Source organism: Nonomuraea thailandensis (genome assembly GCF_024172165.1).
Lineage (GTDB): Bacteria > Actinomycetota > Actinomycetes > Streptosporangiales > Streptosporangiaceae > Nonomuraea > Nonomuraea thailandensis.
In genome coordinates this window covers 5,069,267-5,088,849 of record NZ_JAMZEB010000002.1, presented here as the reverse complement: position 1 = coordinate 5,088,849, position 19,583 = coordinate 5,069,267, and the positions used below count along the sequence as shown (strand labels likewise).

Annotated in this window: 14 protein-coding genes; 3 read left to right on the top strand and 11 right to left on the bottom strand. The window is 74.5% G+C overall.

The window, feature by feature from the left end; translation table 11 throughout:
- Positions 1–8: 8 nt before the first annotated feature.
- Genes HD597_RS26975 through HD597_RS26965 form a run of 3 tightly spaced genes read left to right on the top strand, consistent with a single transcriptional unit; the run spans position 9 to position 3,709 of the window.
- The gene (locus HD597_RS26975; RefSeq protein ID WP_253745602.1) at positions 9–1,433 is read left to right on the top strand and encodes a sulfatase-like hydrolase/transferase; all 1,425 of its coding nucleotides are present in this window, start codon (positions 9–11) and stop codon (positions 1,431–1,433) included.
- Between the two features lie 8 nt (positions 1,434–1,441).
- Complete coding sequence (locus tag HD597_RS26970) at positions 1,442–2,914, top strand: sulfatase family protein (RefSeq protein WP_253745600.1); 1,473 nt, start codon at positions 1,442–1,444, stop codon at positions 2,912–2,914.
- Positions 2,915–2,971: 57 nt separating this feature from the next.
- Positions 2,972–3,709: a hypothetical protein gene (locus HD597_RS26965; RefSeq protein ID WP_253745598.1), complete on the top strand. Its 738-nt coding sequence runs from the start codon at positions 2,972–2,974 to the stop codon at positions 3,707–3,709.
- Between the two features lie 581 nt (positions 3,710–4,290).
- Here the strand turns inward: HD597_RS26965 and HD597_RS26960 are convergent.
- The 11 genes from HD597_RS26960 to HD597_RS26910 form a co-directional block, all read right to left on the bottom strand.
- Positions 4,291–5,331 (bottom strand): hypothetical protein, encoded by a 1,041-nt coding sequence (locus HD597_RS26960; protein ID WP_253745597.1) that lies wholly within the window; start codon positions 5,329–5,331, stop codon positions 4,291–4,293.
- Between the two features lie 143 nt (positions 5,332–5,474).
- Entirely contained in the window at positions 5,475–6,737 is a 1,263-nt protein-coding gene (locus HD597_RS26955) for a sulfate adenylyltransferase subunit 1 (protein ID WP_253745595.1), read from the bottom strand.
- Entirely contained in the window at positions 6,737–7,648 is a 912-nt protein-coding gene (gene cysD, locus HD597_RS26950) for a sulfate adenylyltransferase subunit CysD (RefSeq protein WP_253745593.1), read from the bottom strand. The genes HD597_RS26955 and cysD overlap by 1 nt, the downstream gene beginning before the upstream one ends.
- Positions 7,649–7,664: 16 nt before the next feature.
- On the bottom strand, positions 7,665–8,915 hold the full coding sequence (locus HD597_RS26945; RefSeq protein ID WP_253745591.1) for an FAD-binding protein: 1,251 nt from the start codon (positions 8,913–8,915) through the stop codon (positions 7,665–7,667).
- Entirely contained in the window at positions 8,912–10,489 is a 1,578-nt protein-coding gene (locus HD597_RS26940) for an alpha-amylase family glycosyl hydrolase (RefSeq protein WP_253745585.1), read from the bottom strand. The genes HD597_RS26945 and HD597_RS26940 overlap by 4 nt, the downstream gene beginning before the upstream one ends.
- On the bottom strand, positions 10,486–11,496 hold the full coding sequence (locus HD597_RS26935) for an aldo/keto reductase (protein ID WP_253745577.1): 1,011 nt from the start codon (positions 11,494–11,496) through the stop codon (positions 10,486–10,488). Before HD597_RS26935 ends, HD597_RS26940 begins: the two co-directional genes overlap by 4 nt.
- Positions 11,493–12,905: a glycosyltransferase gene (locus tag HD597_RS26930; protein WP_253745572.1), complete on the bottom strand. Its 1,413-nt coding sequence runs from the start codon at positions 12,903–12,905 to the stop codon at positions 11,493–11,495. The genes HD597_RS26935 and HD597_RS26930 overlap by 4 nt, the downstream gene beginning before the upstream one ends.
- Positions 12,898–15,723: a DUF4915 domain-containing protein gene (locus HD597_RS26925; protein ID WP_253745567.1), complete on the bottom strand. Its 2,826-nt coding sequence runs from the start codon at positions 15,721–15,723 to the stop codon at positions 12,898–12,900. The genes HD597_RS26930 and HD597_RS26925 overlap by 8 nt, the downstream gene beginning before the upstream one ends.
- A complete protein-coding gene (locus HD597_RS26920; RefSeq protein WP_253745565.1) occupies positions 15,720–17,672 on the bottom strand; it encodes a class II aldolase/adducin family protein in 1,953 nt (650 codons plus the stop codon). The genes HD597_RS26925 and HD597_RS26920 overlap by 4 nt, the downstream gene beginning before the upstream one ends.
- On the bottom strand, positions 17,665–18,384 hold the full coding sequence (locus HD597_RS26915) for an HAD family hydrolase (RefSeq protein ID WP_253745564.1): 720 nt from the start codon (positions 18,382–18,384) through the stop codon (positions 17,665–17,667). The genes HD597_RS26920 and HD597_RS26915 overlap by 8 nt, the downstream gene beginning before the upstream one ends.
- 1 nt (position 18,385) lies before the next feature.
- The gene (locus HD597_RS26910; RefSeq protein WP_253745558.1) at positions 18,386–19,582 is read right to left on the bottom strand and encodes a glycosyltransferase family 2 protein; all 1,197 of its coding nucleotides are present in this window, start codon (positions 19,580–19,582) and stop codon (positions 18,386–18,388) included.
- Between the last annotated feature and the right edge of the window lies 1 nt (position 19,583).

Below are 19,583 nucleotides of genomic sequence, written 5' to 3'. Positions count from 1 at the left end.
TCCGGGGCGTGACGGCGCCGAACCTCGTCGTCCTGCTGGCCGACCAGTGGCGGGGGCAGGACCAGGGCTGGCTCGGCGGCGCGGGCCTGCCCGGGTTCCAGGTCCGCCCCCCGCGAGGCGCCCGCACGTCCCAGGTCCGCACCCCCCACCTGGACCGCCTGGCGGCCGGCGGCGCGGCCGTCGCCGGCGGCCTGGCCGGCTCGCCCGTGTGCGGCCCCAGCCGCGCCAGCCTGCTCACCGGCCGCCTGCCGCACCAGCACGGCGTCGTCGCCAACGACCTGCCGCTGTCACCGGAGCTGGACACGCTCGCCACCGCCCTGTCCGCCGCCGGATACCGGACGGGCTGGATCGGCAAGTGGCACCTGGCCGGCCTGCCCCGCGACAAGTGGGTGCCCCCGGCCGCGCGGCCGGGCATCGGGTACTACGCCGGCGTCGACTGCTCCCACCAGCACGTGGACGGCCACTACTACATCGGCCAGGGAAGCCGCGACCGGATCACCTTCACCGGCTACGAGCCGCGGGCCCAGACCGGCCTCGCCCTGGACTTCCTCGCCGAAACAGACGGCGGCCCCTTCTTCCTCACGATCTCCTACAACCCGCCCCACGACCCGTACGACTCGGTGCCCGCCCACCTGCGGACCGGCTACCCGGCCGAACGGATGACGGTCCCGCCCAACACCCCGGACAGCCCCGCCCAGCGCGAGCTCCAGCGGCTCTACTGGAGCGCCATCACCGCCGTGGACACCGAGATCGGCCGGGTCGTGGCCGGGCTGGAGCGGCTCGGGCTGCGCGAGGACACGATCGTCGTCGTCACCTCCGACCACGGCGACCTGCTCGGCGCCCACGGCCTGCGGGCCAAGCAGAGTCCGTACGCGGAGGCCGTCCGCGTGCCGATGGTGATCAACGGGCCCGGCGTGCCCGCGTACCGGCCGGACGGGCTGCTCGGCCTCACCGACCTCGCCCCGACCCTGCTCGGGCTGCTCGGCCTGCCGCCGATCGGCACGTACGGCCGCGACCTGAGCGACCGGCTCCGCTCCCGCAGGGCGCTGCGCGAGGAGCTGCTGATCGGCAACTGGGTCAGCTTCGACAACGGCTACGACCAGGGCATCGGCGAATGGCGGGGCTTCGTCACCGGCGAGCTGACCTACGCGCGCAGAGCCGACGGCCGGCCGTGGCTGCTGTTCGACGACCGGGCCGACCCGTGGCAGCTCCACGACCTGGCCGCCGATCCCGCGTCGGCCGGCCGGGTCGCCGAGGCCGACGCCCGCCTGACCGGGCTGCTGGCCGAGGCCGGGGACGCGTTCCTGCCCGCCGAGCGGCTGCTGGCCGAGCTGGACCTGGTCGACGCTTGGAACGCCAGGGAGTCCGCCCTGCGGGGCGACCGGGCCAGACTGCTGCCGGCGCCCGGTCGCCGGCCGCCCTTCGAGGAGTGAACCCGTCCATGCCCACCCGCCCCAACGTGCTGTTCGTGATGACCGACCAGCAGCGCTTCGACACGATCGCGGCGCTCGGCAACCCCCACGTCGCCACCCCCAACCTCGACCGGCTGGCCGCCCGGGGGACCGTCTTCGACAACGCGTACTCCACCAGCCCGGTGTGCGTCCCGGCCCGCTACACCCTGCGCAGCGGCTGCGAGGCGACGCTGACCGACGTGTACGACAACACGGTCCCCGACGGCGGGCACGCCGCGATCCGGGAACGTTGCGGCCCGTACCTGGCCGAGGCGATGCGCCTGCGCGGGTACCGCACGTGGGGGGTCGGCAAGTTCCACACCACGCCGTGGGACGCGCCGGTCGGCTACGACCGGCAGCGGCACAGCGAGGAGTTCTACGACAGCCCCGAGCAGCGGGCCGGTGATGCGTACGCGGCGTGGATCGCGGCCGAGCACCCCGCCTACGACTGGATCGAGGCACTCATGGGAGAGCGGACCGACATGTACTACATGCCGCAGCTCAGTCCCCTGCCGGCGGAGTGCACCGTCGAATCCTGGGCCACCAGGGAGGCGATCGCGCTGATGGACGCCGACGACGGCCGCCCCTGGTTCGGGCTCGTCTCCTACATCGGCCCGCATCCGCCGTTCGCGCCGCCGCTGCCGTACAACCGCATGTACGACCCGGACCGCATGCCCGACCCGGTGTGCGGAGACCGCGACGTCGACCACCTCGACCAGCACATCCCCTGGATGAACCACCTCGTCTACGCCGAGGACGTCGACCCGCACCGCGCCCGTACCCTCAAGGCCCGCTACTACGGCGAGATCAGCTACATCGACGGCTGCGTCGGCGACCTGCTGGACGCCGTCGAACGCAGGCCCGACGCGGACGACACCGTCATCTGCTTCTTCTCCGACCACGGCGACCTGCTCGGCGACCATCACGGCTGGCAGAAGGAGAGCTTCTTCGAGGCGTCCGCGCGGGTGCCGTTCCTGATCTCCTGGCCGGGCCGCGTCGCCGCCGGCGAGCGCCGCTCCGAGCTGGTCTGCCTGACCGACCTGTTCGGGCTGGCCACCTCCGCCGCCGGGCAGCCCGAGCTGCGGCAGGGCGGCGACCTGCTCGGCCTGCTGACCGGCGCGGCACGACCCCGCGAGACCCTGTTCGGCTTCCACGGGCGGCCGGGGACCCGCCGGTTCAAGGCGATGGTGCGGCAGGGGGATCTGAAGCTGATCTGGATGGCCAACGGTGGTCATCGGCTGTTGTTCGACGTGGCCGCCGACCCGTACGAGCTCGAACCGCTTCGGTCGGAACGGGCCGGCGAGCTGACGGCGCTGCTGGCCGAGCGGCTTCGGGCGGATGGTGTGGTGGAGGCCTTCGACGGTGGCGAACTGCGCACCTTCCCGTACGAGGAATGGCCTCTGACCCGGATCCACCAGTTCGACCGGTCGCGAGGGGTGACGGGCTTCGGCGAGCCCGGCTGAACGGCCACCGGCCGGTCGTGGCCGCACCGTTATCCGGTCACGGCATGATCTCCGGGCATGAAGAAAACGATCTCCGTCCTGGTCGTCTGCGGCGCCTTCCTGGCCGGGACCACCCCCGCCCAGGCGCAGACCGCGCCCAAGGACCCCGTTCGCGTGCTGAAGTCCGAGCTCGTCCCCGGCCATGGCGTCCGCTACACCGAGATTGCCAACTGGTCCGACGGCACCGAGACCTCGCAGGCGTACGCCACGAAGGGTGTCCTGCAGTTCGGGAAGAAGGGCCTGGCCGCCTACGACATCGCCAGCACCGCGTTCGACGACGAGAAGGACCGCGTCATCTACGACGGCAAGGCCACGTACTACTCCGGCGCGCTCGCCGGAGACCTGCCCAAGGGCAAGACCTGGCTCAAGGTGCCCGGCGGCGGCGGCATGCCCAGCGAGTACGACCAGGTGCTCAACCCCACCGAGCCCGCCACGCTGTCGGCGCTGCTGCAGAAGGGCAGCAGGAGCGGCAACACGGTCACCGGCACGATCACCTTCAAGGACCTGCGCAAGGTGTCTGGCTGGTTCTCCCGCTCGGACCTGCGCTCCTGGGCCTCGGACACCGAGGTCTCCTACAAGCTGACCCTCACCTCGGCCGGACTGGTCGGCAAGCTGTGGAGCTCGTACACCGCCAAGGGCGTCTCGGACGGCTTCGAGGAGTTCGAGGGCAGCACCGTCATCGTCGACACCCGCTACACCGGGTGGGGCGCCAAGGTGTCGGTGAAGACGCCCAACCCCAAGACCGTCAGCGAGTGACGTCCCGTGACCGGGCGGGGCCGGGCCTCTGGACCGCCGCCTGGTCACTCCAGTGGCAAGACGTGGAATTGACGGGGAACCTCGGCGTCGATCGCACCTGGACGCGAATCCCTCTCGGTGACGGCCTGCGGAGGCTCGCACCGAAACTCGGTCATCGCGCTGTCACGAAGTCGGGGTCAGCAGGGCGTGGTGCGTCCCCATGTGCCGGACAAGTGTTCCCGGCCAAGGGCAGGCCCTCCAGCGAACGCTCGGCTTCTCCCCTGAACAGGCCCCGGGACAAGGCCGTCGCCGACCAGGACGAACAGGCCGGGCTCGAACCGGATCGGGTCACTCCACCAGCCAGTGACAGGACGCCCCGGTGCGGCCCGGGTCGGTGCGGCGCCTGACACCCGGGCCACCCCCTCCTGGTACTCCTGTCCGCGCCGTGCTACTTCTGCACGGCCAATCCTCCGGCTCGCGGGATCCTGGGGATTCTCCGTGGACGAGCGGTACTGAGCCACGCTCCCGCAGGCGTCCCTCCGCGGTCGCGGAGGGACGCCTGCCCATGGGTGCTCGCCATGGGCGTGGGACGCCCGGCGGCGTCAGGCCGCGTGCGCGCGGATCCCGGCCTTGCGCCACACCTTCAGCAGCCGCCTGGCCGAGCCGCCCACCGGGCCGACCGCCTCGTAGAGGACCTCGCGCGAGACCGGCCCGGCCGTCTCCACGGCGTTCACCGCCCCGTCGGGGGTGGTGATCGTGTGCGAGCAGACGCTCAGCAGGTAGCCGGGGATCTGCAGCGCGGGGTCGGTGCAGCCCACGAGCGGCACGCCCACCGCCGCCACGACGGGGAAGACGGTCCCGGGGATGCCGACGGCGACCTCGGCGCGCGCCGCCGCCTGGACCGACGGGACCGTGCTGATCTCGTACCTCTCCCACAGCGAGCGGTCCTCGCGCGGGTGCAGGCCGACCAGGATGTGCCGGCCGGCCGCCGCGAGCCGCTCGGCCGTGGCCAGCAGCAGCTCGGTGCCGGGGGCGGAGCCGCCCGTCTGGCCCGACTTGGTGACGCTCGTGAGCACGAGGACGGTGCCCGCCTCCGGCCGGTGCCTGGGCAGGGCGTCGGTCTGCGGGGTGCCCACGACCGAGATCGCGCGGCGGGTGCCCAGATAGTCGTCGAACACCTTGGCCTCGGCCGGCGACGACGCGGTGATCGCCCGCAGCCGGTCGCGGAACTCCTCGGCCCGCGGCGCCTCCCGCGGCAGCTGGTAGGCCAGCGAGGAGGCGACGAGCGGCAACAGGCGCAACCGCGCGGCGCAGTCGGCGGGCCAGTCGCCCGCCCCGGTCACCACGAGCAGGTCGGCCCGGGAAACCTCCTCGGGCGTCACGACGGGGACCGGGTCGTCCGGCTTGATCTGGGACCGGTCGGGAACCAGTTGCACGACGTCCCACCCCTGCCGGCGCGCCTGCGGCAGCAGCGGCGCGGTGTGGTAGGTGCCCCACGGCTCGTTCGTCGCGATCAGGACGCGTGGCCGGAGGCCGTCCGGCCGGCTCGCGGCCTGGGCGGAGGTGCCGCCCAGGACGGTGATCCCGGCTCCCGACACGAGCCCGGCGAGCAGGGATCTGCGCGACAGAGGACCGGAAGACATGTCATTGATTGCCATGGCTTGGTAACTTATGGGGCTTTTGTGAACGTTGGGGGACGGGCAGACGAACCCACGGCCCGATCGTCGGGCATGGCCTCGGGGCGCATGCCATGCCGGAGCGGGTCCGCGACCAGGGAAGGGCCTGATCAAGGGAGGCCCGTGATCATTCCCGCGCCCACCGTGGCGTTGTCGGCCTCGTCGATGAGGATGAACGCCCCGGTCGCCCGGTTGCGCGCGTACTCGTCGGCGAACAACGGCCGGGCGGTGCGCAGCCGGACGCGGCCGATCTCGTTCATCGTCAGCGCCCGCGCCTCGGTGTCGCGGTGCAGGCTGTTGACGTCCAGCCGGTAACGCAGGTCCCCGACCAGCGCGGTGGCGGTGGCCGTGGTGTGCTTGACCAGCAGCCTGGTGCCGGCGGTGAGCGGGCGCTCGCCGCTCATCCAGCACACCATCGCCTCCAGGTCCTGCGCCGCCCGCGGCCGGTTGCCGGGTCTGGCGATCATGTCGCCGCGTGAGATGTCGAGGTCGTCGTCCAGCCGCAGCACCACGGACATCGGGGCGACGGCCTCGGCCAGCGGGCCGCCGGGGCCGTCGATGTGGGTGATCACGCTGGTCAGCCCGGAAGGCAGGTGCACCACCTCGTCGCCGGGCCGCAGCACGCCGCCCGCGACCTGGCCCGCGTAGCCGCGGTAGTCGTGCAGCAGCGGGTCGGCGGCCTGACGCGGCCTGATCACGCACTGGACGGGGAAGCGCGCGTCGATGAGGTTGCGGTCGGAGGCGATGTGCACGTGCTCCAGGTGCCGCAGCAGGGACGGGCCGTCGTACCAGGGCATGTTGATCGAGCGTTCGACCACGTTGTCGCCGTGCAGCGCGCAGACCGGGACGAACGTCAGATCGCCGATGTCCAGCTTGGCGGCGAAGGCGGCGAACTCGGCCACGACCCGCTCGTACGCGGCCTGCTCGTAGCCCGCCAGGTCCATCTTGTTGACCGCGACCACCAGGTGCGGCACCCGGAGCAGCGAGGCCAGGAAGGCGTGCCTGCGCGATTGCTCCAGCACGCCCTTGCGCACGTCCACCAGGATGATCGCGAGGTCCGCCGTCGAGGCCCCGGTCACCATGTTGCGGGTGTACTGGATGTGCCCCGGCGTGTCGGCGATGATGAACGTCCGGCGCGGCGTGGCGAAGTAGCGGTGGGCGACGTCGATGGTGATGCCCTGCTCCCGCTCTGCCCGCAGCCCGTCGGTGAGCAGCGCCAGGTCGGCGTGCCCGGAGCCGCGGGCGGCGCCGGCCCGCTCCAGCGCGGCGAGCTGGTCCTCGAAGATGGCCTTGGAGTCGTAGAGCAGCCGGCCGATCAGCGTGGACTTGCCGTCGTCCACGCTGCCCGCCGTGGCCAGGCGGAGAATGTCCATCAGAAGTAGCCCTCTCTCTTGCGGTCCTCCATCGCGGCCTCGCTGACGCGGTCGTCGGCGCGGGTCTGGCCGCGTTCGGTGACCCGGGTGGCCCTGAGCTCCTCGATCACCTCGCCGACCGTGGCGGCGCCCGACTCGATCGCCCCGGTGCAGGAGGCGTCGCCGACGGTGCGGAAGCGCACGGTCGCCGGGAAGGCCGGCTCGTCGTCCTGCCGGCGGGTGTGCGGGTTGTCGTCGAGCAGCAGCCCGTCGCGCTCGAACACCGTGCGCCGGTGGGCGAAGTAGATGGCCGGCAGCTCCAGCGACTCGCGCCGCACGTACTCCCACACGTCCAGCTCGGTCCAGTTCGACAGCGGGAAGACCCGCGCGTGCTCTCCTGGCCGGATGCGGGTGTTGAAGAGGTTCCACAGCTCGGGCCGCTGGTTCTTGGGGTCCCACTGCCCGAACTCGTCCCGGAAGGAGACCACCCGCTCCTTGGCGCGGGCCTTCTCCTCGTCGCGGCGGGCGCCGCCGAACGCGGCGTCGAAGCCGTGTCCGGCGAGCGCGTCGAGCAGCGTGACGGTCTGCAGCCGGTTGCGCGAGGCCCGCAGGCCGCGCTCCTCGCGCACCCGGCCCCGGTCGATGGACTCCTGCACCGAGGCGACCACCAGGCGGACGCCCAGCCCGGCAACCTGCCGGTCGCGGAACTCGATCACCTCGGGAAAGTTGTGCCCGGTGTCCACGTGCAGCACCGGGAACGGCACCGGCGCCGGGCGGAACGCCTTGCCCGCCAGCCGCAGCAGCACCACGCTGTCCTTGCCGCCGGAGAACAGCAGCACGGGCCGCTCGAACTCGGCGGCGACCTCGCGGATGATCTGGATCGACTCGGCCTCCAGCACGTCGAGCTGGGAAAGGCCGGGGGTGGTCAGCATCGTGCTCCTCCGGTGGTCAGCGCAGGTAGCGGTCGAGGAACGGGCTCGCGAACTTGCCGGCCGGGTCGCAGTCGCCGGCCAGGCGGGCGAAGTCCGCGAGACGGGGGAAGAGCCGCCCCAGCTCCGGCGGCCCGATCGTGAAGATCTTCGCCCAGTGCGGCCGGGCGGCGAACGGCGCCAGCCGCTCCTCCACCAGCCGGACCACCGGCAGCACGGCCGTGGTGTCGGAGGTCCAGGTGAAGTGCACGCTGACCGAGTCGGCTTCGTAGAAGGGGCTCATCCAGAGCCGGTCGGCGGCGATCGTGCGCACCTCGCAGATCTGCAGGACCGGGCGGATGCGGTCGCGGACGGCGTCCAGCGCGTGCAACGCCGCCACCGCGTCGCCCCGGCCGATCATGTACTCGGAGTGCAGCTCGTCACCGGCGCTGCTCGGCTCGTGGTCGGGCCGGAAGTGCGGCAGGCGCTCGTGCCAGCGGCCGGGCACGCCCAGCTGCCCGGTGCAGCTCGCCGCGGGCATCCCGTCCACGGGATGGCAGGGCCCGTCGGCCGGCAGGGCGGTGAACCACGGCAGCTTGGCCACGTCCGCGGGGGGCTCGTCCAGCCGCTCGCCGATCCAGATCTGGGTGAGGCGGGGCGCGCTCCAGTCGGTGAACAGGCAGACGCTGTACGCGCTCGACACCAGCTCGCCGAAGTGGTCGTCCAGCACGTCCAGGGGCAACCCCTTGTAGACCTGCTGGCGCATCTCGTACGCGGGCACCAGGTCGAGCGTCAGGTGCGTCACCACGCCCAGCGCGCCCAGCCCGACGACCATCCCGTCGAAGCACCCGTCGCCGCGCGCCACGGTGACCAGGTCTCCCTCGGCGGTCACCAGGTCGAGGGCGGACACCGAGGCCGCCAGACAGCCGTTGCGGACGCCGGAGCCGTGGGTGGCGGTGGCGCACGCGCCGCCGACGGAGATGTGCGGCAGCGAGCCCAGGCTCGGCAGCGCGAAGCCGCGCTCGTCCAGGCACCGGGTCAGCTCGGCGTAACGCATGCCGGCGGGCACCCGGGCGGTGACCCGCCCGGTGTCCACTTCGACGGCGGCGGGCAGCCCCGCGACGGACACCAGCGCGCCGGGGGAGTCGGCGAGGTCGTTGAAGGAGTGCCGGGTGCCGAGCGCCCGGACCCGGCGGCTGCGCGCCACCACCGCCTGGAGCTCCGCGACCGAGGACGGCCGGTGAACCTCCTGCGCCCGGTAGGTGATGTTGCCTGCCCAGTTGGTGGTCATGTCCCTTCCTCGATTCTGATGATCAGGCCCTCGCCGGGCGCGAGCCGCAGCGGGCGCAGCCCCACCGCCGACCCGGCGGGCCGGTCGCCGGTGGACACCTCGGCCAGGCCCTCGCCCGGCAGCCCGGACAGGACGGCCGCTGCCGGGCGGGAGGCGAAGTTCAGCGCGACCAGCAACCGCTCCCCGGGCGCTGACCGCAGGTACGCGAAGACGTCATCGCCGGCCTCGACCGACCGGTAGTCGCCGCCGCGCAGCGCCGGGCTGGCCCGCCGGTAGGCGATGAGCCGCCGGTACAGGCGCAGCAACGAGCCGGGATCGTCCTGCTGGGCCGCCACGTTGACCTCGGCCTGGCCCGGCGCGAACGGCATCCACGGCTTCCCGGCGGTGAACCCGAGGCCGGTGGCGTCCCACTGCATCGGGGTGCGCTGCCCGTCGCGGCCGTCCACGTCCAGGGCGTCGGGCGGCGGGGCGTCGGTCATCCCGATCTCCTCGCCGTAGTAGACGCACGGGATGCCCCGCAAGGTGAGCGCCATCATGGCCGCCACCCGGGCGCGCGCGGCGCCGTACCGGGAGGCGGAGCGGGGGATGTCGTGGGTGGCCAGGGCGTACGTCGGCAGTGCGCCGGGCCGCATCGCGGCGGCCAGCCCGTCCACGGTCCGCCGGAAGGCGGCGGCCTGCCAGGGCTGCTCCCAGAACGCGAGATGGAAGGCCGTGTGCATGCCGTCGCCGCCGAAGTAGTCGGCCAGCCGCCGGTCGTCGGAGATGGGCACCTCGCCCAGCGCCAGCTTGCCGCCGTACTCGTCGAGCGTACGGCGCAGCTCGCGCAGCACCTGCAGCGTCTCGGGCAGGTCGAGGTTGCGCATCCGCAGCGTGGGATGGACGGTGTGCCGGCGGGCGTGCGCCAGCTCGGCCGGGTTGTCGCGCAGGCCGGCGTCCTTCAGCAGCCGGTGCGCGACGTCGATGCGGAAGCCGTCCACGCCCCGGTCGAGCCAGAACCGCCACACCCTGCGCATCGCCGCCCGGACCTCCGGGTTGCGCCAGTTGAGGTCGGGCTGACCGGGGGTGAAGCTGTGCAGGTAGCACTGCCGGGTCTCCGGATGGTACGTCCACGCGGGCCCGCACCGCTCGAACGAGCTCAGCCAGTTGTTCGGCGGCTCGTTCCCCGGGCGCGGATCGGCCCAGATGTACCAGTCGCGCTTGGGGGCGGCGCGGTCCGAGCTCGACTCGGCGAACCACGGGTGCGCCACGGACGTGTGGTTCATGATCAGATCGATCAGCACGCGGATGCCCCGCTCGTGCGCGGCGTGCACCAGCTCGTCGAAGTCGGCGAGCGTGCCGTACGCCGGGTCCACCGCCTCGTAGTCGCTGACGTCGTAGCCGAAGTCGGCCAGCGGCGAGGGATGGAACGGCGACAACCAGACCGCGTCCACGCCCAGCTCCCGCAGGTAGTCCAGCCTGCCCAGCAGCCCCGGCAGGTCGCCGACGCCGTCGCCGTCGCGGTCGGCGAAGCTGCGCAGGTAGACCTGGTAGATGACGGCCGCCCGCCACCACTCCGCCTGGGTCGTGACGCTCATCTGCCCACTCCTGACATGTCCGGATATCGATCGCCGGCGGCGCTGCCGGGCGGGGCCGCCGCGTCGAGCAGCGCGCGGTCCTCGGCGCTGAGCCGCAGGCGCGTGGCGGCGACGTTCTCCGCCAGCCGGGCCCGGTTCTTCGCGCCGGGGATGGGGACGACGTCGTCGCCCTGCGCCAGCACCCAGGCCAGCGCGAGCTGCGCCGGGGTGACGCCGCGCTCGCGGGCGAGCCGGGCGATCCGCTCCACCAGGCGGGCGTTGCGCGCCAGGTTGCCCGGCTGGAAGCGGGGCAGGGTCCGGCGGAAGTCGTCGTCCGTGAGGTCGTCCGTCACGGTGATGCGGCCGGTCAGCAGGCCGCGGCCGAGCGGCGCGTAGGCGATGAACCCGATGCCGAGCGCGCGCAGCGTCGCCAGCAGCCCGTCCTCCGGATCGCGGCTGACCAGGGAGTACTCGGTCTGCACCGCGGCCATCGGATGCACCGCGTGCGCCCGCCTGACCGTCCCGGGGGACGCCTCCGAGATCGCCAGGTGGCGGACCTTGCCCGCGCGGACCAGCTCGGCCAGCGCCCCCCACGTCTCCTCGACCGGCACGGACGGATCGACGCGGTGCTGGCAGTAGACGTCGATGACGTCCACGCCCAGCCGGCGCAGCGAGCCCTCGCAACTGGCGCGGACGTACTCGGGACGGCCGTTCACGCCGACCACCCGCCCGTCCGGGCCCTTGACGTTGCCGAACTTGGTGGCGATCAGCACCTCGTCCCTGCGGTGCCGGACCGCCCGGCCGATCAGCTCCTCGTTGGTGTAGGGGCCGTACATGTCGGCGGTGTCGAGCAGGTTGACGCCCAGGTCCAGGGCATGGTGGATGGTGCGCAGCGAGTCACCGTCGTCCCAGGGGCCGTAGAACTGCGACATCCCCATGCAGCCCAGGCCGAGCGGGGAGACCCGCGGCCCGCCGCGTCCCAGCGTGCGATGAGGCGCCGGCGCGCCCTCGATCGTGTGCGTCATCATGCCGCCCTCTCCGTCGTCAGGTGCTCGATGAGCCGGCTCCACCGCAGGAGCTGGCCGTCGGGCAGGTACCGCTCGCGCACCCGGCGCCGCGCGCCCTGCCCGAGCCGCCGCGCGAACGGCCGGTCACCGCAGAGCCGCCGCAGGTGCGCGGCCGCGGCCGCCACGTCGCGCGGATCGTCCAACAGCAGCCCGGACCGGCCGTGGACCACCTGGTCGCGCAGCCCGCCGACGGCCGAGGCGAGCAGCGGCCTGGCCTTCCACATGGCCTCCGTCGCCGTCAGCCCGAACCCCTCGGCCAGGCTCTTCTGCACGACGACGCTCGCGTGCCGCTGCAGCGCGTTGACCACCACGGCGTTCTCGCGCAGGTCGTCCATCGGCAGGCAGGCGAGCTGGCAGCGGCGGCGGTGCGCGGCCGGCAGCGCCTCCCATACCCGCCGGCACTCCTCGTAGACCCGGGCCGCGCCCGGGTCGTCGGCGACGCCTGCCAGATCGGCGCCGGCCAGCGTCAGGTAGCCGTCCACGCCGGAGGCGAGGAAGCACTCCAGCACGCCGGCCATGTCCTTCAGCCGGTCCCAGCGGGAGACCTGCACCACCATCGGCAGGTCCGCAGGCGGCGGCGGGCCCTCGCGCAGCACCACGGCCGGCCTGCTCACCCGGACCGGCGCGCCGACGGGCACGGGCGTCTCGACCGGCGCCGGCCGTTCGTGGGCGAGGATCCCGGCCGCGCCGAGCACGTCACGGACCTGGGCCGGAGTGAGAGGCATGTTCTTGGGCCCGCAGGGGTCGATCGAGGGCGGGACGACCACCGGCCGGGGCGCCCACCCCGGGATGTGGCCGGGCGTGGAGAACACGCCGGCGTCGGCGGCGGCGACGTGTTCGGCGACGAACCGGCCGCCGTCGCGCGTGTGCTCGTTCGGCCGGTCGCTGCCGATGTGGCAGCGCCACACCACGCGGGCGCCGCACCGCCGGGCCGCGCCGATCAGGCCCGCGGGCTGCGGGTCGTGCACGACCACGACGTCCCCGGGCCGGACGAGGGCGGCCAGCTCGCCGGCGGCGCCGGCCAGGTGACGGCGGTATCGGCGGGCCTCGTCCACGCCGAGCGGGCCGCCGTCGCCCGCGACGCCGTACAGGCGCGACACCAGCCGCTTGGCGATGGCCTGGAAATCGGCGTCGCCGTCCAGCACGAGCCAGCGCACGTCCACGCCGGTCGCGCGGGCCAGCGGGCCGAGCACGTGCAGCAGCTCGGCCACGCCGCCGCCGGCGGCGGTGGAGTTGACGTTCCAGACGGTACGGCCGCCCAGCAGCTCACGCACCCGCTCGCCGCCCCTGCGCAGCTCCGCCAGCCGGCGCTCCCCGAGCACGTCCCCGTACGGCTCCAGCGGGACCTCGGCGAAGGGGATCTCACGCATGGCCCGCCCCCGCCGTCTTCGGCTGCTCCAGCATGCCGATCCAGCTCGTCTCCCACAGCGCGGCGCCGGCGGGCGGTATCAGCTCGACCAGGCTCGGCCCGGGGCCCGCGGCCAGCGCCTGCAGCGTGACGGCGAACGCCTTCGTCTGCGCGGCCAGGTAGTCGGGGTCCAGGCGGCCGCTCAGGTCCACCCGGCGGGTCCGCAGCCCGAGCGCGGCGGCCAGCTCGCCGTAGCGCGGGCCGCCGTCGCCGCAGACCACGAACGTCACCGGCGCGGCCTGGCGGGCGGCGTCGGCCAGCGCCCGCACGCCGTCGCCGCCGCCGAGGCCGCACAGCACCTTGGCGGACGGCTCGCCGAGCGCCAGGCCGGTGGCCAGCGCGGTGGCCAGGGCGGGGCGGGAGGCGGCGGCGAACGCGGCCGCCGGCAGCTCCTCCGGCGCGCCGCCCAGCACGTCACCCAGGACCGCGGCCACGGAGGCCGCCGTCTGCCCAGCCGTTGTCCCGGCCGTCTGCCCAGCCGTTGTCCCGGCCGTCTGCCCGGTTTTCTGCCCGGCCGACTGCCTGGCCGTCTGCTCGGATGTCTGCCCGGCGGCCTCTTGGCCGGGCGACCGGTCCGCGTCCACGGCGGCGTCCGTGGCCGCGCCCGTGCCCGTGCCTGCGAGTGCGGCCAGCGGCACCCAGGTGGTCTGCGCCCACTGCTGGGGGAGCGCCACGAGCGTGGGGCCGGCCGGCGACCGCTTGCTCTCGTGCAGCGCCTGCCGGACCGTCGTGACCAGGGCGTGCGCCGCGGCCGTGCCGTCCGTCGTGGCCGGAGGCGGCAATGGCTCGTGACAGGACTTGGCGAACGCGCCGCAGGCCGCGAGCAGGCCGGGGTCGGCGGCGGGCAGCTCGGCGAAGACGACCGTGCCGATCCCGTCGCGCCGCAGGTCGGCCAGCGCGCCGAGCGCGTCGGCCAGGCCCCGCGCCCCGGACAGCACCGCCGCGCCGTTGCCCGGCCGCACCATGCCGGCGCCGCCCGCCTGGATGGCCGCCTCCCGGTCGTCACGCGCCTCCGCCAGCAGGCCCAGGCGCGCGGCGGCGTCCCGCAGAGGCGACTCACCGGCTCCGGGTGCGGCGAAGACGATGCCGACGCCCTCGCGCCGGAGCGTGAGGGCCACCGCCTCCGCGCCGGTCAGCAGCACATCGGCGGGATCGGGCAAGGCCTGGGCGACGGCGTGCCTCAGCGCCTGCTCGGACGCGCCGCCCAGCGCGCCGGCCAGCGCCCGCCCGAACGCCGGCCGCCCGGCCTCCTCGACCAGGGCGGCGACCAGGCCGTCGAGGCCGCCGTCCGGGCGAGTCAGCAGGGCGCGGAGCAGGTCGTGCACCGTGGGCCCGGCCGTGCGGGCCGCGTGGACCTCGCGCGGGCTCAGGCCGAAGGGGGCCAGGGCGTCGGCGGCGGGACCGGCGGCGAGCACCCGAACGCGCACGTCCGCCGCGGCGGACGGGTCCAGCTCGTCGAACGGCACCCCGCCGTCCTGGGCGAGCGTGATCCGCAACCGGTAGTCGCCCGGCTCGCCGGGCGTGCGCGCCCGCACGGGCACCGCGACGACCCCTTCGGGCGGCAGCGTACGCGGCAGCGCCGCCCTGATCGGCTGGGTGGGCACCTCCTGGCCGTCCGCGTCGTACCAGCGGTGCACCACCCTGACCGGGTACGGCGGCGCGGGCGTGAGCAGGCCCGCGCCCGTGTTGGCGACCCGGCACTCCACGGTCAGCAGGCTGCCCGGCTCGGCCCGCTCCTCGGCCGGCCCGCCCGTCGTGATCTCGGCCCGGCACTCCTCCTCGGCCAGCCGGTCGCCGATGGCCCACAACCGGCTCGGCTGACGTCCCAGCAGGTCGAACAGCTGCCGCTGGCCCTGCTCGTGCAACCGGGTGTGGTTGGCGGCGAACCCCTGCCGCGCGCCTTCGGCCAGCGGCGAGGGCACCAGCGCCAGCGCGTACACCTCGCGGGCGGGCAGCGGGACGAGCGCGACCTGCCGCCACTCGGCGCGGTCCACGATCGCGACGGCCGCCGTCTCCACCGAGGCGGTCAGGTAGCGGTGCGGGCTGACCCCGACGTACAGGTAACGGTCGGTCACGGCCAGGCCGCGCGGCCAGCCCGGCAGCCCGAGCCGCCGGGTCTCCTGCCGGGTCTCGTCGGAGAACTCCACCAGGTCGCCGGCCGCCGAGTCGCAGACGAGCCAGGTCCCGTCGCCGTAGTAGGGGTTGTGGGGGGCGTGCAGGCCGCGCAGCACGGGCTCACCGGTCTCCAGGTCGACGACCTGGCCGGTGGCCGGTTTGCCGCATTCGTCCCAGCCGCGGCGGCGCAGGAACGGGCCGAAGCCGCACACCATGATCTGGTCACCGACCACGGCCAGGCTGTTGAGGTGCCAGCTGTCCGCCTCGCCGGGAGCCCGCCAGAGCCAGGCCACCCGGCCGTCGGGGGCGACGCAGCGCACCTCGTTCTGGGTGGTGCCCACCACGAGCACCTGGCCGTTCACGGCGAGGATGTCGTGCGGGGTGGAGACGTTGTCGAGCCGGTGGTAGCGGCGGACGCCGGTCGCGTCGTAGGCGATCAGCTCGGCGGGGCTGCCCTCGGCGCTCCACAGGCAGCGGTACAGCAGCCCGTCGTCCGCGTGCAGGCCGGTGCTCGAGATGTGGTCGATCTCCTCGACGGCGCCGTCCGCGCCGTCGATGGCGAACAGGCCGCCGCCGATCGTGTGATGCGCGTCGAAGCAGGACGCGAGCAGGTGGTGGCCTGCCGGGATCAGCCCCGGCGGGCCGGTCGGCTTCTCGCTGGTCATGGGTTTCCCCTCGTGGTCGTGGTCGTCTCGGGGGCTCCGGACGCGGCGACCAGCGTGGTGTCCAGCCACGTCGTGCCGCCGGAGCCGGTGAGGAAGATCGCCGCCCGGGCGACGGCCTCCGGGTCCGTGGCGACGACCGTGTGCACGGCCGCCCCGCCCCCGGCGAGCCCGTCCGAGCGCGATCGCCCGTCGCCGGCGGGTTCGCAAACGGATGGCTCCGCGCCGCCCTCGCCGAGGAGCAGGATCGAGCCCGGGCGGCCCTGCCGGGCGAAGACGGGCAGCGCGGCGCGGGCCAGGCCGTTCCCACCCGCCGCGGGGTTCACGCGCGTGGCGGGCGCCACCACCGCGTCGGAGGCCGCGGCGGTCATGCGCGTGGCGGGTGCCACCACCACGTCGAAGCCTCCGTACGCCAGCACCGCCTGGCGGACGGCGCCGCGGTCGGTGTCCCTGACGAGCGCCACCGCGCGCCGTTCCCCGTACCGGCCGCTGATCGCCGCGGCTGCCGCGACCGCCGCCGCCCGCCGCCCGGGCGGGGCGGCGAGGGCGACGTGCGCGCCGGCCGCGGCCAGGCGTTCGGCGACGGCGTCCGCGCGCTCGTCGTCCGCGGCGACGAGGAACACCACGCCCGCCAGCGGCTCCTGGCCCGCCCGGAGCTGCGGCTTGAGCCGCATGAGCGGCCAGTACTCGTCCGCCGCGCCCTGCGCCTCCGACAACGACCGGTAGCCGCCCGCCGCGTCGGCCGCCCTGATGACCGTCATGGTCTGCGTCAGGTGGTCGGCGCACAGGCGGGCCTTGGCGGCGTCGGGGCCGCTGGTCACCGCGCCGAGGCCGGGCAGCACGACGGCGCGCGGCCCGTTGTCGCGCTTGCCCGGGGCGCGCGCGGGCCCGGCGACGTGCCGGTCGTAGTACGCGTCGTACCAGTCGCGGTGCCGCCGGATCGCGGCCAGCACCTCGGCGGGCCCGGCGGGCGTCCGGTCGAGGACGAGGGGCCGGTAGCCCACCGTGACCAGGTGGTCGGGACAGCCCGGCCCCGCCTGCGTCCACCCGGGCCCGCGCACCGACGAGGCGAAGCCGACAGCCTCGGGGCTGCGGTCGAGGTGCAGGACGACCCCCCGGCCGACCCCCCGGCCGTCCCCCCGACCGGCGCCGGGAAGGGTGCCGGACAGGGCGCCGCGGACCGCCGGCAGCAGCTCGGCCAGCAGGTCCTCGGCCGCGTCGGGCGGGGGAGTGGGCACGGCCTGGCCGCCGAGGTCCGCGGGCCGGCACTGCACCTTGCGCAGCGCGCGCGTCGCCCGCTCGACCGCCTCCAGGGAGTTGCGGTAGCACCGCTCGCTGGTGTCGGCCCAGGTGAAGATGCCGTGGTTGGCGAGCAGGACGAAGCGGCAGCGCGGCTCGGCGGCGATCCGCTCGGCCAGCTCGCGGGCCACGCCGACGTCGAACTGCCGGTAGTCGAACCAGATGGCCTCCTCGCCGAACTCGTCCTCGGCCGCCTGCCGCCCGCCGGGGGAGGCGGTGAGCGCGATGACCGCGTCCGGATGGCAGTGGTCCACGTGGCGGGCGGGGATGAAGGCGTGGGTCAGCGTCTCGATGCCCGGCCGGCGCTGCTCGCCCCGCAGGCCGCTGTCCACCAGGTGGCCGATCATCTCGCTCTCGCTCAGCGGGCCGCTGTCGCGCAGGCGCAGCAGGTCGGCCAGGCGCAGCGCCGGGAAGTCGTCCGGCGTGGCGGTGGCGCCGTCGCACCCCCACGCGCTCATGTACAGGACCTCGACGGTCCGGCCGCCGCGGTTCACGGCGACGTCCTTGACGGAGAAGTTGCCTCCGCCCTCCTTGGTCAGCGCCGGATCGGCCCCGACCAGGTGGGAGCGGTAGACGACCTCGTCCCGGCCCGAGAGCCTTCCGGCGACGGCCGGATCCCACCGGTCCACCGGCGGCGTGAACAGCTCATCCATGACCGCTCCTCGACATCGGCTCGGTCCGGCGGGCCGGGACGAACGGGAACGAGGTGCGCGCGTCCACCCGCAGGGTGGCGGCGGCGGCGTCGAACGCGGCCTGCCGGAAGTCCGGCACCACGGCCGTCGCACCCGCCGCCCGCACCTGTGCCTCCCGCCGCGCGCAGGCCAGTGCCACGCACGCGGCCCCGGCCGCCACCGCGGAGGTCACCCCGCTCACGGCGTCCTCGAAGACCAGGCAGCGGCCGATGTCCACGCCCAGGCGCTCGGCCGCCAGCAGGTAGCCCGCCGGGTCCGGCTTGCCGCGCGGCACGTCGTCGGCGCAGATCACGGTCGCGAAGGCGGAGGGCAGGGCGAGCTGGCGCAGCACCTCGACGGCCTTCCAGTCCTGCGCGCCCGTCACCAGCGCGAGCGGCACGCCGGCCCGGCCGAGCGCGCCGAGCAGCGCGGTCGCGCCGGGGATCGCGGTGTAGACCAGGCTCTCCTGGTTCTCCCTGAGCCGCTGGTAGATCTCGCCGTACGCGCTGGGGGGCACCTCCGGGAACAGCACGCGCAGCGTGTGGTCGGCGCGGTGGCCGTACACGTGGCGCTCCAGATCCTCGGCGCGCAGCAGGTAGCCGAGGTCGGCGGCCAGCCGCTGCCAGAACTCCGTCACCGACCGCTCGGTGTCGGCGATGACGCCGTCCATGTCGAACAGCACTGCCTGGTACACCTCAGGCTCCTTCCGCGCGCGCGAACCGGTCGAGCCGCCCGATGGGCTCCGCGGGCTTCCAGCTCAGCGGAGGGATGTGGGCGTTGATGAGCGTGCCGTCGTCGTTCAGCACCGACGACTCGGGGTGGGTCAGGTGCAGCAGCCGGTCGTCGTAGCTGTCGAACGGGGCGGCGATGTCGAAGCGGTAGACGAAGTCGTGGTCCTCGCCGCCCCAGCCCTCGTAGCGCTCGTCCATGCCGCCGATGCGCTCGAACACCGACCGGCGCACCCACAGGCAGCAGCCCGGCGGGCGCCGCAGCAGGAAGCCGCGCAGCCCGGCGGGGGCGGCGTCGGGGGCCCCGCGGTCGATCCGCTCGCGGATCGCCCAGGAGGTGGCGGCGTCGTCGAGGCAGAACATGTCCCGGTAGGTCAGGTGACCGGCGGTTCCCGGCCGCCGGAAGCGGGCGATGTTGCGGGCGACGAAGTCGCGGTCGGCCAGCACGTCGGCGTCCAGGATGCAGACCAGCTCGGCCGCGCCGCCGCGGTTGGCGACGCCCGCGTTCACCGTCCAGCACTTGTTGAACAGGCCCCCCTTGGGGGCGAACAGGTAGTCGTCGGCGTACGGCTCGATCTGCTCCCGCCACCGGGGCTCGTCGTCGGACTCCACGACCACGACGCGGTAGTCCGCGCGGGCGGCCGACTGGTCGCGCAGGGCGAGCAGGCAGGCCAGCAGGTTGCGCAGCCGGACGCCGCCGGTTTCGCGGTCGCGGAACGGGATCACGATGAGCGCGCCGGCCGTGGACGGGCCGGGCGGCGGCCCGTCCACCGGGCGGCCGGCCAGCTCCGCGGCGCTCACCCGCGGCTGCGACCGGTCGTAGGAGCGTCCGACGTGGTAGGCCACCCGCGAGTTGCACTCCGCCTGCCACGCCAGGTCGAACAGCGTGCGCACGGCGGGCTCGCCCGGGTCGCGGCGCAGCAGGGCGGAGATCAGCCCGTAGTACGCGCCGGGGTCGGCGGGGTCGTCGGCGAGTGCCTGCCCCAGGGACCTGAGCGGCTCGTCGATCTCCTGGACGGCCTTGACCACGGCCGAGGTCCACGGCTGCGCGAGCTCCCAGTAGAGCAGGCCCGCGCGGCGCGCCCCCAGGTCGGAGGCGATCACGAGGGAGTCGGCCACCGCGGTCGCCAGGACGGTGGGATTCGTCGGCATGAGGATGGACATC